Annotated in this window: 10 protein-coding genes and 1 tRNA gene; 6 read left to right on the forward strand and 5 right to left on the reverse strand. The window is 61.7% G+C overall.

Annotation, left to right across the window (positions count from 1 at the left end; all coding sequences use genetic code 11):
• Nucleotides 1-23: 23 nt before the first annotated feature.
• Both HS101_05585 and pepF read right to left on the reverse strand, forming a co-directional pair.
• The gene (locus HS101_05585) at nt 24-683 is read right to left on the reverse strand and encodes an MOSC domain-containing protein (protein ID MBE7505745.1); all 660 of its coding nucleotides are present in this window, start codon (nt 681-683) and stop codon (nt 24-26) included.
• A 9-nt stretch (nt 684-692) separates the two neighbouring features.
• Nucleotides 693-2,621, reverse strand: a complete 1,929-nt coding sequence (pepF, locus tag HS101_05590) for an oligoendopeptidase F (GenBank protein MBE7505746.1) — start codon at nt 2,619-2,621, stop codon at nt 693-695.
• Nucleotides 2,622-3,081: 460 nt separating this feature from the next.
• Here pepF and HS101_05595 point away from each other — a divergent pair.
• From HS101_05595 to HS101_05615, 5 genes are all read left to right on the forward strand, one after another.
• A tRNA-Ala gene (locus HS101_05595) sits at nt 3,082-3,154 on the forward strand.
• A 232-nt stretch (nt 3,155-3,386) separates the two neighbouring features.
• Nucleotides 3,387-4,394 carry a hypothetical protein gene (locus HS101_05600; protein ID MBE7505747.1) on the forward strand — a complete coding sequence of 336 codons (1,008 nt, stop codon included), beginning with the start codon at nt 3,387-3,389 and terminating at the stop codon, nt 4,392-4,394.
• Between the two features lie 76 nt (nt 4,395-4,470).
• A complete protein-coding gene (locus HS101_05605) occupies nt 4,471-5,001 on the forward strand; it encodes a hypothetical protein (GenBank protein ID MBE7505748.1) in 531 nt (176 codons plus the stop codon).
• Between the two features lie 336 nt (nt 5,002-5,337).
• A complete protein-coding gene (locus HS101_05610) occupies nt 5,338-5,484 on the forward strand; it encodes a hypothetical protein (protein ID MBE7505749.1) in 147 nt (48 codons plus the stop codon).
• A gap of 133 nt (nt 5,485-5,617) precedes the next feature.
• Nucleotides 5,618-6,937 carry an IS1380 family transposase gene (locus HS101_05615; GenBank protein MBE7505750.1) on the forward strand — a complete coding sequence of 440 codons (1,320 nt, stop codon included), beginning with the start codon at nt 5,618-5,620 and terminating at the stop codon, nt 6,935-6,937.
• Nucleotides 6,938-7,411: 474 nt separating this feature from the next.
• On the opposite strand, the gene HS101_05620 is transcribed toward HS101_05615, so the two are convergent.
• The 3 genes from HS101_05620 to HS101_05630 form a co-directional block, all read right to left on the reverse strand.
• On the reverse strand, nt 7,412-8,908 hold the full coding sequence (locus HS101_05620) for a catalase (GenBank protein MBE7505751.1): 1,497 nt from the start codon (nt 8,906-8,908) through the stop codon (nt 7,412-7,414).
• A 240-nt stretch (nt 8,909-9,148) separates the two neighbouring features.
• Nucleotides 9,149-11,410, reverse strand: a complete 2,262-nt coding sequence (locus HS101_05625) for a serine/threonine protein kinase (GenBank protein ID MBE7505752.1) — start codon at nt 11,408-11,410, stop codon at nt 9,149-9,151.
• A gap of 8 nt (nt 11,411-11,418) precedes the next feature.
• A complete protein-coding gene (locus HS101_05630) occupies nt 11,419-11,988 on the reverse strand; it encodes a sigma-70 family RNA polymerase sigma factor (GenBank protein ID MBE7505753.1) in 570 nt (189 codons plus the stop codon).
• Between the two features lie 330 nt (nt 11,989-12,318).
• Here HS101_05630 and HS101_05635 point away from each other — a divergent pair, with 330 nt between their 5' ends.
• Nucleotides 12,319-14,787 carry a choice-of-anchor D domain-containing protein gene (locus tag HS101_05635; protein MBE7505754.1) on the forward strand — a complete coding sequence of 823 codons (2,469 nt, stop codon included), beginning with the start codon at nt 12,319-12,321 and terminating at the stop codon, nt 14,785-14,787.
• Nucleotides 14,788-14,864: the final 77 nt, after the last annotated feature.

The raw sequence follows: 14,864 nt of genomic DNA on the forward strand, positions 1-14,864 counted from the left end.
TTGCGTTGGGAAACAGCCCTTTTTCAGGCGGGACGGCGGTCCGGCTGGCGAAAATGTTCCCGCCAGCTCTCTGACAGATCCGAAAGGGCCGCCAAACGCCCGCAAAGCACGGGGTCCGGGACCGGCTGCGACTTCAGTTGAACCATGCGGGCAATCGACAGGTCAGGGTGGGGATGGCTGATTCGCTCGACGGGGTCCCCCGCCTGAACCGCCCCCGGCTTAAGAACGCGGAAATAAAAGCCGCTGAACTGGTTCTCAAGAATCCACTTGATAATCCGCTGCTCGCCGAGCTTTCCGGCCAGCTTGAAACAAGGAAGCCTCGGCTGGGAGACCTGCATCTCCGCGCCGCCGACGCGAAAGACATCGCCGATGCAGACGTCGCTCTCCAGCATCCCCTGCGTCGTGAGATTCTCCCCAAAGGAAGGCACTTCCAATTCTCGCCCGAGAATCGGCGACCAGTGCGCGTAGTGTTCGTGAGGGTAACAGCAGACCGCCTTATCCGGTCCGCCGTGGGATTTCTCGTTCGAGACTCGATCGCCCACGAAGCCCAATGGCGTCGCCTCAAGCGGCCCCTCTACCGGGCGGCGATTAATCGACGTGCTGTACTGCTGTCCCCCGCACATGACGATCTGCGGCCGGCCGATGTTCAATGAAACGACGCGCATCTCCTGGTTCTCCGGCACGGCCACGATTCATCGGGCCGCGCGCTTTGCATGCTTCTCGTAGAGCGATTCGAACTCCGTCAGCAACGAGTCGAACTGCGCCATCGTGTCTTCGATGGGCTTCGGGTTGGTCATATCCACGCCGGCCAGCTTGAGAATATCCAGCGGATACTTGCTGCTGCCCGCGGATAGAAAGCTCATCAACCCTTCGACGGCGCCCTTCTCGTTATCAATGATACGTCGGCCGATGTTCGTAGCCGCGCAGTGACTCGTCGCGTAGGTATATACGTAGAAGTTCCGGTAGAAGTGCGGAATGCGCAGCCCCTCGGCGGCCCCGCATTCGTCCACGGCGCAATCCGCCCCATAATACTTGGCGACCAGTTCGGCGTACTTGCTCATGAGCAGCTCGCCGGTGAGCGGCGTGCCGCTCTCGGCCAGACTGTGAAAGAGCATCTCGTACTCGGCGAACATCGTCTGCCGGAATACCGTCGTGCGGATGCCTTCGATCTGCTGCTGAAGGATCAGCAGCCGCTGCGTATCGTCCGCTGCGTTGTTGAGGAGGTAGTGCGCGAGCAGCACCTCGTTGACCGTGCTGGCTACCTCGGCGCAGAAGGTCGCATAGTCGCCGTAGACCAGCGGCTGGTGCTTCACCGTGTACCACGAGTGCATCGCGTGGCCCATCTCGTGGGCGACCGTCGAACGATCGTTCATCGTCCCCGTGTAGTTCAGCAACAGGTATGGATGCGTCAGATAGGCGCCCCAGCAATATGCCCCGCTCCGCTTGTTCGGCGTCTCATAGACATCAATCCAGCGCGACTCAAACGCCTTCTTCAGCGTGCCGGTATAATCGCTGCCCAACGGCGCCAGCCCCTTGAGGATCGTGCCCACGGCATCGTCGTAACCGATGTACGGCGTCTGGGCCTCCACCATCGGCACATACAGGTCGTACTGATGCACGTCCTCCAGGCCCATCAGTTTCTTGCGCAGTCGGACATACCGATGCAGCTTGTCCACGTGCCGGCCCACCGTCTGCACCAGGTTGTCATAAACCGACACCGGAATGTTCGGCCCGTTCAGCGCCGCCTCCCGGGCACTGGCAAATCCGCGTGCCTTCGCGAAGAACATGTGCTGCTTCACATGGCCGGACAAAAGCGCCGCCAGCGTGTTGGCCTTTGCCTGGTAGGTCTCGTGCATGCCGATGAAGGCGTCTCTGCGCACCCGGCGATCTTTTGAAAAGATGAGGTTGTAGTATCGCGCCGAGCTGAGCTGAATCTCCTTGCCGCTCTCGTCTTTAATCTTCGGAAAATCGAGATTCGTATTGGTCAACAGGCCATAGACGCTCTCGGGGGCCGACGCCACGTCACCGGCCATCGCCAATAGCTCCTCTTCCCGCGCGGAGAGATAATGGGCGCGCTGCCGATGGATGTCCTCGATGTAATGCCGATAGACGGCCAGAGCGTCGCTGCGGGCCATCCAGTCGTGGACCGTCTCCGGTGCGATTTGCAGAATCTCCGGAACGAGCCAGCTCAGCCCCTCGGACGCCCGCGTGCCCAGCGACTGCGCCCGATCCCAACGACCCTGCGTGGCGCTGACGCTCATGTCCTCGTGATACGAAAGGCCCGCGTACAGCGTCACACGATCCAGCTCAGAAGCAAGCTCATCCCGCGCCTTGAGCCCGGCCAATAGCGAATCGCCTGACTTGCCGAGCGTGCCTTTGAACTTCTTGAACGACTCAATAAGACCCTCGATCTTCTTGAAGGCCGCCTCGAAATCCGCGTCGCTCTTGAAGATTTCGGCGAGGTTCCATCGGCACTTCTCGGGCACGTCCGCCCGCTTCTCAAAGTGAACCGCGCCGCCGCCGCCGCCGTCCTCGGCCAGATGAATCCCGCTCTCCGCAAAGACGTTCGATGTCGCCATGATGGCACCTGCGCTGATAAGAAAAGTAAGAAACCTGAACATGTGATGGCCTCCACGCGGCGCGGCGGCCTCGCCCCATCAGACGGCCGAAATCACCGCGTATGATCTGTTCAACCAGTGGCAGATTTAGCACGAATGGCCCCGATTGTATAGCGCCCACCGGCGATGACCGAGACCGCCGGATCGCGCCGCCCGGATGGTGCAGGAGTGCCGCTCTCGCGTTCGTCCAAGGCGCCCTGAGGCGTGCCGGCGGGCCGTTCGCCGGGACCATGCCGCGCTTGCCCTGACCGCGTCATGACCCTATCGGCCGCCCCAAGTCACTCGTGCAAACGATGCGACTGCGGCAATCGTCATGTTCCGTCGCGATGCGGATGACCGGCCCGACCGACACTGGGGCGTTGATGACCCGGCGGCCGAATCGGCCGTGCAGGAACGCCGAATCTTGACACGCCTGCGATCCGACTTTCTAATGCCTGATCCCCGGAAACGCATGGTTTCCCAAGGGGCCGTAGCTCAGTTGGGAGAGCGCTTGCATGGCATGCAAGAGGTCGAGGGTTCGACTCCCTTCGGCTCCATTTTTCTTGGAACAATTCTTTCTCCTTCAGAGATCGGACTTTCGCCGGGCGGACCGACGGTGTCGGGGCAAATCCCGCGCCGCGCAAGACTCGGCACGTCTATTTCGGCCTGGAGGTCATTCAGGAATACGAGTGCGGCGGGGCGGCCAGCGTCGGCTCATGCACCTCGGCCCCGCTACTGGTCCGCGACTTTGTCCACGGCGACCCCCAGCGGTATCCTGAAGTCGTGGCCATGCAGACGTACACGATCAACTTCCCCAACCCGGAGGACCCGCCGGTCTCGGTGCCGTCGGCCGCCTATCACTATCTGCACGATGTGCTCGGCAGCGTGATCGGCCTCGTGAACGACGCGGGCGAACTTGTCGAGCAATACACCTACGACCCCTACGGCAAGGTGTTCATCGAGAAGTGGGACGCGGCGGCCAACGGCGGCGCGGGGGCGTGGCTTGCATCCGCCGAGCCGACCAGCGGCAAGCTGCCGGTCTCCTCGATCGGCAACCCGTTCCTGTGGACCGGCCACCGCTACGACGCGGCCGTCGGGCTCTACGCCACGCTTTACCGCACCTACTCGCCGACCCTCGGCCGCTGGCTGCAACGGGATCCTGCCGAGTACATCGACGGGGTCAATCTTTATGAGGCGATGCGTAGTAATCCCGTTGTTTTTACTGATCCTTTTGGAGACGCTGTTCCGCTTGTAGCCGGTGCTGTCGTCGGCCTCTCCACTGCCGAGACCATCGCGGCATCATTCGGATTGACTCTTACTGCATGCATGGCGACGCCAAGTTGCAGAGATGCGGTTTACGAAGGTCTGAGAGATGGCGTTCGCGAAACAGCTAACGTAATATCTCGCGCGGCGGAGAGAATTGCGGACAGGGCATGGAGGCTACGAAGAGCGATCGAACGGAGATTTAGAGATGGATACCGTAGGCGCGGAGATTGCACCCCAGGCCAACATGATGCATTGCAAGCGGCAGTTGAAATGGCGTGCAAGGAGAAGGCAGGTGAGCGAAGTTGTGTCGGCGTGTCAGACTGCAAGACCATACTTGCGAATCTTGCAAAGAATGCCGCCTGCAATGCCGCGAGAAACAGAATCAACATGCTGTGCTTTGGGGGCGGAAACTTAGGTCACCAAACTGCGGCAAACCAGTCTGCGACTGCAATGGGGACGTGTGTCTCGCAGGGAATCGCCAATCACTGCTTCAAGAGGCACGAACGTCCCGGCCATGGTTGTAATAAGTAGCAGGACGATGCATTGTCTTCATCGCTTACAAACGTTTACAAATCCGCGCGTAGCTAGAGTAAATAGGACTTCTGCGATGGATTCGAAACATGACGTGCGACAAATGATCCAGGAGGCGTTCTCCGGTGTTCGACATCCTGGCGATTGGTGCCTCCGAGGAAGTGACGAAGGCGACGAGCCTTTTCTTACGGAAGAGGAATTCTCTGGAAAGCACGACTGGCGAGATCTTACTCCAGAGTTTCTCGACAATTCGCCCGATGGATTTGGCTCCGCCTTGAGTTTCCTATCTGACGAGGCATTTCACTTTTTCATACCGGCCTATCTCATCGCAGACGTTGAGGGAGCTCTCAAGAATGTAAATCCTTCCTTTTATCTCTACCACGGTCTATTAGACGAATCCAAGATCAAGAAGGTAAATCCGGAAAGGTACGGAGAGCGAACATGGTTTCAGGCGGCGTCCCACAGGCTTTCCGTTTTTAGCCGTCCTGAGTCAGCAGCCATAGTTTCCTATCTGCTCTTTGTTCGCGACCGAGATTCGTACACTCGAGATTTCATTAATCAAGCTCTGCAAAATTACTGGTTTGATCGAGCTGGGATCTCTGTTTGATCGTCTTTTGGCACCTTCAAGAAACCTATTGACGTATGGAGAGTTAATCGAATCAGATTATGTTAGCCGATCTCGCGCGGGTCCACCAGCGAGGGGCCAAATTGTCGCGGAGCTTTCAATTCAGTTTCGGACCGACGTCATTTGGATGCGCGCCCGTGAAAACGACGTGCTAGAAGAAGCGTTAGACTCGCGAACCGGTGCAGGCGCCCAGCGGCATTTTACTCGAATCTCATTCGAGTCCGGGCTGGCGACGTGGATGATCGGTAGACCCGCTACGCGGCGCGGTAGTAGTGGGGGAGCAACCCGCCCAGGAGCTTCTGACAGCGGACGCGATCGATGTTCTTGTTGGCGCTGCCGACCCTTGGCGGTCCCGTTGCTGCCGACGCCGTACGTCGATGGGTGTTCCACTACCTGCACGACGCCCTGGGCAGCGTGATCGGCCTCGTGAATGACGCGGGCGAGCTGGTCGAGCGGTACACCTAACCCGAATATTTCATCAGGTCGGCGTTGAATAGGAATAGAAAAAGCCTCGAAGCCCTGTAGACTGGGGTTTCGTAAGAACATTCCGGTCCATAGGCAGGGAGGCTTTTTCGTGACAGACTGTAACAGCAAACCGATGTTCTTTTCCAGTCTCGGCCGCAAGAAAATCGTGGCCGATTTCACAGGCGGAACGCTCACCTCAGACGCCGGGGGTCTGCTGCTTCGGGAGGTCGAGCGGCGTCTGGGCCTGGTCGATCAACTGGCCGGGGTCATCAACGACCCGCGTGATCCGGCCCGAATTCAACATGACCAGCGGGTCATGCTGGCCCAGCGCATCTTTGCCATTGCGATGGGCTACGAAGATCTCAACGACCATCAAGCCCTGCGGAGCGATCCCGTGCTGGCGGTCCTGACCGGGCGGCCGCCGAGCGCGGATGAGCCGCTGGCCAGCAGTCCGACCTTGTGCCGGCTGGAGAACCGCGTCACGCGCGGCGACCTGGCACGAATGTCGCGTGTGCTGGTGGAGCAGTTCATCGCGTCCTATGAATCGCCGCCGGAGGAATTGATCCTCGACTTCGACGCGACCGACGATCCGATCCACGGCAACCAGGAAGGCCGCTTCTTCCACGGCTATTACGACCACCACTGCTTCCTACCGCTGTATGTGTTCTGCGGCTCGCGGCTGCTGGTCTCCTACCTGCGGCCCAGCAACATCGACGGGGCCCATCACGCCTGGCCCATCCTGAAGCTGCTGGTGCAGCGCTTGCGACAGGCGTGGCCCGGGGTGCGGATCATCGTCCGCGGGGATTCCGGCTTCTGCCGCCGGCGAATGATGAAATGGTGCGACCGGCACGGCGTCAAGTACGTGCTGGGCCTGGCCCGCAACACCGTCCTGGAGAAAGCGGCCGAGTCCTTCATGCAGGCGGCCGAGGCCCAGTTCGCCACCACGCAGCAGAAGGTGCGGAACTTCCACGAGATCGAGTACGCGGCGCAGACCTGGGATCGCCCGCGCCGCGTGATCGTCAAGGCCGAGCGGCTGGTTCAGGGGCCCAACGTTCGATTCGTGGTGACCAACCTGACCGACCGCACGCCGAACGATATCTACGACGGTCTGTACACGGCCCGCGGCGACATGGAGAACCGCATCAAGGAGCAGCAGCTCGGGCTCTTCGCCGATCGCACCAGTTGCCACGCCTTCCTGGCCAATCAGTTCCGGCTGCTGTTGTCCTCGGCGGCCTACGTCCTGGTGGAAACGCTGCGCCGCACGGCCCTGGCCGGCACCGAACTGGCCGAGGCCCAGGTGAACACCATTCGCCTGAAACTCCTCAAGGTCGCCGCGCGGGTGGTCGTCTCCGTGCGCCGCGTCGTACTGCGACTGTCGAGCAGCTGCCCCCTGCAGGACCTGTGGCGATCCCTGGTTCCACGACTCCGCCTGATCCCGCCCGCCCCATCATGACCCGAAAAACAACCTGATCACCGCTTGGGGGTAAGGGGGCTCTGCGCGCCCCAACCTCCACCTTCATCCCTCCGCTCACGCACAAAGCCGAAAAACTCCGTCCATCACCATTCGAAGATCACTGATGAAATATGCGGGCTAAGACCCCTACGGCAAGGTGTTTATTGAGAAGTGGGACGCGGCGGCGGATGGCGGCGCGGGCGCGTGGGCGGCGAGCGAGACGGACTGCGGCTCGTCCACCTGCGGCAAGCTGCCGGTCTCGTCGGTCGGCAAGGCGTTCCCATGGACCGACCACCGCTACGACGCGACCGTAGTGGCTCCCACGCCACGCATTTCCGCATCTACTCCCCGACCCTCGGCAGCCCGATCTGAAGCGCAATACCGCGCAGTGTTACACTTCGCTGCCCCTCAAGTGTAGCGCAGGTGCCGACGCCGCACTCCAAACTGCGGTACCGCCGCATTGTCCTGCCTACGTCATGCGGTCTGAGGAACGGCGGCGCCCTTCTTCTGAAACTCGGACACGTCGATCCCCAGCCTCTTGGCTACACGAGCCCCGTAGTCCTCGTCCGCCCTGAAGAAATGGCAGAGCTGCCGCATCTGGACTTCCTTCCGCGCCTGGCCCAGCACGCCCGCGACGCGCGTCGCCAGCCGGTCCCGATGCCCGTTGTCGAACATTCGATAGAGATTGCCCGCCTGGGTGAAATCATCGTGGTCCACGGTTGAATCGTATCGATCGACGATGACCTGACCGAGATTCCACGCGGGATCCTTGAACCGCGCGTCGGGCTCGGGCGCGCCCTCGCGCGAATTCGGCCAGTAATTCGGCCGACCGCCGTAGTTGCTCGCCGTCGCCATCGCGCCGTCCCTCGAGTAATTCATCACCGGGCAGCGCGGCTTGTTGACGGGAATTTCGCGATAATTCACGCCGAGACGGTACAGGTGCGTGTCCTGATAGCTCATCAGTCTCGCTTGCAGCATCTTGTCAGGGCTCGTGCTGATGCCCGGCACCAGCGAGCTGGGGCTGAACGCGGCCTGCTCAATCTCGGCAAAATAATTCTCAGGGTTCCGATTCAGTTCGAGAATCCCCACCTCGATCAGCGGGAACTCCGCATGCGGCCAGACCTTGGTTAGGTCGAACGGGTTCCACTGAAACTTGTCCGCCTGGGCCTGCGTCATGACCTGAATGCAGAACCGCCACTTGGGGAATTCGCCCTTCTCAATCGAGGTGAACAGGTCCCGCTGGTGCGTCTCGCGGTCCTCGCCGATCCGCTTCGCCGCCTCATCGTCCATCCAGCACTTGATGCCCTGCATGGTCTTGAAGTGGAACTTACACCAGATGCGCTCGCCTTTGGCGTTGATCAGGGAGTAGGCGTGGCTGCCGTACCCATTCATGTTTCGCAGGCTGGCCGGGATGCCGCGATCGCTGAACAAAATGGTGACTTGATGCAGCGACTCGGGGCAAAGTGACCAGAAGTCCCACTGCATGTCCATGTCGCGCAGGTTTGTTTTGGGATCGCGCTTCTGCGTATGAATGAAGTTCTGAAACTTGTACGGATCGCGGACGAAGAAGACCGGCGTATTGTTGCCCACCATGTCCCAGTTGCCTTCGTCCGTGTAGAACTTCAGGGAGAATCCGCGAACATCGCGCTCGGCGTCAGCGGCGCCGCGCTCGCCGGCAACCGTGGAGAATCGGGCGACCACATCCGTCTTCTTGCCGACTTTGCTCAGGAAATCAGCTCTTGTGTATTTGGAAATATCATGGGTAACGGTGAATGTGCCGTGAGCTCCGGAACCCTTGGCATGCACAACGCGCTCGGGAATCCGCTCACGATTGAACAATTGCATCTGCTCGAGAAGCTGGACGTCCTGCATCAGCACCGGACCGCGCTCGCCGGCCGTCAGTGCCTGCTGCATGCCAATCGGACATCCATCCGCCGTCGTGAGTATGGGCTTGTCCTTCTTTTCCGTCATTGAATGCTCCCTTGAAGACGTCGTTTTCCGCTCCCGCGCCAAGTCGCCAGGGCGCGCCGCAAGCAGTTTGCGAACCGCGATTAATTCGGTCGCGCAAGACAGGAGAGGATAGTTTGCCAGACCAGGAATTGCTTCCCGTTATTTGCGAATCTCCGGGATTCTAAGCTGTGTCCCCGGAAATTTACAGGCCCGGCACGCAGGACCCGACATCGGCGATGAATCATCACCAATCGCGAAAAATCAGTCTTGCCGCGATCCTGCCTCATGCCCCGCAGGCGGCGTCGCACTTGCTTGCCCCCCCGCGCCCTGGCCCGTTTGAATCTCCGTCAGCAGCCGGCGCGACTCGGCCGTCTCCGGGTGCGTTTCGCCAAGTACGCGGATACGCATCTCCAGTGCTTCCTCGCAAAAACGCCCAGCCGCGCCCGCATCGCCCCCCCGCCATGCCAGACTCGCCAGGTTATGCAAAACCCGAGCAATGTACTGGTGGTCGCGCCCCAATCCTTCGTCGCGCTGCATGATCCGCAGCGACTCGCGATACGCTTCCGTCGCCCCGGCCATGTCGCCCTGCTCCTCGAGAAACTTCCCGAGATTATTCTGCATCTTCGCGACCTCCGGGTGATCCGGTCCGAACGCCCCGAGGCGAATGCGCAGGGCCTCACGATAACAGCGCTCCGCCTCCCGGACCGAATCGGCGTCGGCGCGACTTCGGTAGAGACCGCCGAGATTGTTCAGCGTTTGTGCCACGTCATTGGCAGCGCGGCGCCGCTCCTTGAGGCTGTTAGGCTGCCGCGTCTCCGCATCGGCATACACCCGCCGTCGCAAAAGCAGCGACTCCTTCAAGTGGCGCTCGGCCTCGTCGAGCTTCCCGCGCCGCCGGAGGAGATTGCCGATGTTGTTAAGCGTCTCGGCCACGTCGGCCTGTGACCCACTCTCCCGCCGAGCCGCCAGGGCCCGACGCCACAGTTCCTCCGCATCATCGAGTCGCTCCTGAAAATACCGAAGCTCCCCGAGGTCATTCAGGCTCTCGGCCGTTTCCGCGTCCGCGTCGCCAAGCAGGCGCTCGCGCGTCGAAAGCGCAAATGAAAGGTGCGACTCCGCCCCGTCAAATTCGCTGAAGCTCAGATAGGTCATTCCCATCGTATTGCGCACGGCCGCCGCAACCAGCGGATCGTCTTCCAGCTCCGCCTCGATCTCCCGCGAGCGCGCGTTCAGCGTCTCCAACACCGTCACATCACGCCGCCCCGCCTTCCACGGGTCGGCCGCCTCATAAAGCGCCTCAAATTCCGCAATGATGCGCGACTTCTTCGCCGCCTCCCCGGCAATCCGCCGCGCCTGCACCACCGCGACGACTCCTGTCACCGCAATGGACACGATCAACAGCCCCATCAGCATCGCAGGAATCTTGTGCCGCGAGATCATCTTGCGAAGGTGATAAACCGTGCTCAACGGCCGCGCGTGGATCGGATAGCCCTTGCGAAACCGATCGATGTCCTCCGCCATCGCCGCGACGCTCTGATACCGCCGCGCCGGGTCCTTCGCCAGCGCCTTGAGATTAATCGTCGCCACGTCACGCGGAATCTCAGGCGCCAGTCTTCTCGGGTGCTCCGGCTCGCGATCGCAGATAATGCGAACCTTCTCCAGGATGGAGTGGCTGTCCAGCCGGTACGGCATCTCCCCGGTCAGCATCTGATAGAGAATCACCCCCAGCGCATACACGTCACTGCGCAAATCAATCCCGTCGGCGCTGCCCCGCGCCTGCTCCGGGCTCATGTACGGAAGCGTTCCGACGAGCCGGCCGCTCTCCATGACCAGCGACCGCCCGTCGGCGCCCTCGTCGTCGATGATTCTGGCCAGACCGAAATCCAGAATGCGCGGTTGCCCGCCCGCCGTCATCAGAATATTGCTCGGCTTCAGGTCGCGGTGAATGACGCCCCGCTGGTGCGCGTAGTTGACGCCGTCGCAGATCTTCATGAACAGTTCGAGCTTCCGCCCCATCGCCGCCGCCGAGCGATCGCCCGACGCCACCGTCGCATCATCGAGCAGCGTCACGCCATCGACGAGTTCCATGGCGAAGTAGTGGTTGCCGTCCTCGGTCCGGCCCGCCTGATAGATCGCGGCGATGGCCGGATGATTCAGCCGCGCCAGCGAGATGATCTCCCGTTGAAACAGCTTGATCTGCAAATCGCTAACGTGCCGTCCCCCGATGATGACCTTCAGCGCCACGCGCCGCTGCGTCTCGGGCTGCTCGGCCTCATAAACAACCCCCATCCCGCCCTGACCGATCTTGCGAATGATCCGGTAAGGCCCGATGAAATCCGGCGGCGCCGCCAAAGTAACCGGCACTGCCTGTGCGGCATCTCCAATGTCGCCGAGCAGCGCACGCATCTCCGCCGCGCGCCGGCCGCACTCCGCACAATCCTCGACGTGCCGCGCAATCTCGGCGCACAATGCGTCGTCGTCCTCTTCATCGTGTACCCAGGCCCAAAGGCGATCGTTCGACATCCCGCAAGTCATGGATTCGTCCCGGAAAGACCCTCCAGGCGTTCTCGCAGAAACTCCGATGCCCGAACCAGCCGCCCCTTCACCGCGGCCTCCGTGATGCCCAGCGTCTGCGCCATCTCCTCGCGCGAGAATCCGTCGAAGTGCTTGAGCATCAACACTTCGCGATACTCCGCAGGCATCTGAGCGATGATCTGTCGAATGATCTCCGCCCGCTCCTCCCGCGCCGCCCGCGTATGCGGCCCCGCCGTCGACTGCGCCGCGTCAAACCCGGTGCGAATCAGCCGGTTATGCGTCGGGCTGCGCTGATGTCGGCGCAGAATATCCAGACAGCGATTGCGGGCCACCTTGTAGAGCCACGGCCTCGCCGATCCGGCGGGCAGCTCAGTCGTCGTCGCAATCTTCGAAAACGTCTCCTGCACCACGTCCTCGGCCAGCGCATCGTCCCCCAGGTAAGAGGCACAAAATCGATGCAGGGGCGACCAGTAGCGGCGGGTCAATTCATCCGTGGCCGTGGTGTCGCCCTTCCGAAGAGATTCGATCAGGGTTTCGTCAGAAGGGGGTGTGGATTCGCTGGTCATGAGCCTGCCTTGACGAGATGACTTACCGAAAAACCCGGCGAGAGGCCATTTTACGGAGTTTCACCACGCCCGTGGAGTTTCTGCCAGAAATCGGGCACGTCCCACACGTCATGACATTCAGCCCACGCCCCTGAAAAGGGCCTCTACGGGGCCGCAATCGAGCATTTTTGCCTATTTCGAGATTCGCGGTCCGCCCGCTCCCCCTGTTCGTGACAAAGGTAGGCCGGCCAGTGGAGGTGGGCCTGTGAGAGTGATCAAGAGCCCGTCACCTCACAGGCCCCCGGCCGGCTGAATGGGACAACGAAACCTCGAACCGAAGGAGTCACGAACATGACCACGAAACGAAACAACTCAGCGAACCTGATCCTGACCGTCGCCCTGGCAACGGTCATCGTCTTCGCGCGACCTTCCGCCGCACAGCCGGTGCTTCAGGCCGCCGATCGCCAGACCGCGATCACTCGACTCATGCAGCCAATCACGGCTCGTGTACTTAATGCCGCACATGTCCATGCCGACGCCGACGGCGCGGCCTGCCTTGAGCTTCCGGAAATGAGCGTGATGTTCGACGCCGATGCGACGGCGACCGACGTTCAGACATTTCTCAAATCGCTCCCCGACGACGACGTCATGGCGGCCTTTCAACCGCAGGGCAGCCGCTGGACCTACACCGCGACCAACGGCACGGTCGCCGAGGGAATGCCCCTGACCATCACCTACAGCTTCATGCCCGACGGAACCCAAATCAACACCAGCTACGGCAACGGCCCGAGCGACCTCTTCGCCCGCATGAACGGCAGCTTCCCCGGCGGCATGACCGCCTTTAAGGCCGAATTCGCCCAGGCGATGAATCGCTGGAGCGAGCTCACCAACATCACCTACGTCGAAGTAGCTGATGACGGTCAGGTCTGGGGCGCCCTCGGCCAGCTCAATGCCCGCGGCGATGTCCGCATCGGCATGATCCCCCTCGGAACGCCGCTGGCCGTCAACCATTACCCGCAGTTCGGCGGCGACATGGTCTTCGACAGCAACGACATGGCCACCTTCGCGAACTCGGTCAACGATTTCCGCTCACTTCGCAACACCATCATGCACGAGCACGGCCACGGCCTGGGCCTGAAGCACAACATGCCCACCGACAACACCAAGCTCATGGAGCCCTACCTCAATACCAACTTCGACGGCCCACAGGACGACGACATCCGCGGCGCGCAGTTCATCTACGGCGACTGGGCCGAGTACAACGACGAACCCGCCAACAACGAGTTCATCAACGGCACGCTTCGATCCGTCGCCACCCATGGCGTCATCACGCACGTCCTCGAAGACCTCGCCCTGGAGCGCGACAACGCCTCCGACTGGTACGGCTTCGGTGCTGACCCCGGCACGCCCATCGCCATCCGCGTCGAGCCCATCGGCTCCACCTACACCCAGGCGCCGCAGGACAACCCCAATAACACCTCGACGGTCAACTCCAAGGCCGCCCGCAATCTGGCCCTGAAGCTCTACACCCGAACGTCCGTGTCATCCGATCACCTGACGCTCCTGGCCCAGATCAACTTCAACGACGCCGGCGAGGCCGAATACCACCCGCCGATCCCCTACGGTGCCTTTGGCTTCGGTTACATGCTGGCCAACATCTACTCGAACGACGGCATCGACGACGTACAGCGCTACCGCCTGACGATCAGCAACAGCGCCATCGAGGCCCAGCCCGAGCCCCAGCCGCAGACCGCCCCCGTGTTCGGTCTCTTCAACGTCACCGCCGGTCAAAACGTCTTCGACGGAACGACCGTCCAGTTCGGCAACGTCAACCTCGGCCAGTCGGCCAGTCGAACACTCGCCATCACCAACAGTGGCGATGCAAACCTGACCATCGGTCAGATCACCCTTGCCGGACCGGGCGCGGCCGACTATGGCTTCACCCTGCTCCAGAGCACGATCGCCCCGGGTTCGACGGGCAATCTCGCCGTCAGCTTTCTGCCGAGTGCAGCCGGCGTGCGACAGGCCGTCATGACCATCCCCAACAATGATCCCGACCAGGCGAACTTCAGCTTCATCCTCAGCGGTTCAGGCGTTCAGCCCGCAGCCCCGGTGATGGAAGTTCGCGTGAACAACGTCGTCGTGCCCCACAATAACACCGTGGACCTCGGCGACGTCGAGATCGGCGACAGCGCAACGGCGTCCCTGATCGTCAAGAACGTCGGTAACGCTACGCTCAACGTCTCCAACATCAACTTCGGTGGCGCCGCCGCCGGCGAGTACTCGACGGCGCTGGCGAGCGCGAACCTGTCGCCGGGTGCCCAGGTGACCGCGTCCGTCAAGGTCGCACCGCTCGCGGCCGGCAATCGCGACGCCGAGCTGCGGCTGTTCAACAACAGCAGCCAGAGCCTGTTCGTCGTGCGGTTCACCACCAACGGCGTCCAGCCCCAGCAGCCGATCACCGACTGCAACTCCAACGGCATCGACGATGCCCAGGACCTGGCCGACGGCACCAGCGAAGACTGCAACACCAACGGCGTGCCCGATGAGTGTGAGGTCGATAGCGACAACGACGGCGTCATCGATGATTGCGACGTGTGTGCCGGCGAGGACGACAACCTCGACACCGACGGCGACGGAACGCCGAACTGCCTCGATCAGGACCCGGTCGATCCCGACGTCGGTGGCAATCCTCTTCCGCCGGATGAGGACAACAACGACAACCGGAACGGTTTCTGCGGTGCCGGGTCGGCCATGCCGATGATGGCCGGAATGCTGGGGCTCTGCGGTGCAGGCCTCGGACGACGACGCCGCAAGTAAGGATCAGGTTCACGACCGCGAGGGTCGAAGCGCTTCGGTGCTTCGGCCCTCGCTTCGCTTCCGCCACACACAGGAAG

Source organism: Planctomycetia bacterium (assembly GCA_015075745.1).
GTDB lineage: Bacteria > Planctomycetota > Phycisphaerae > UBA1845 > UTPLA1 > UTPLA1.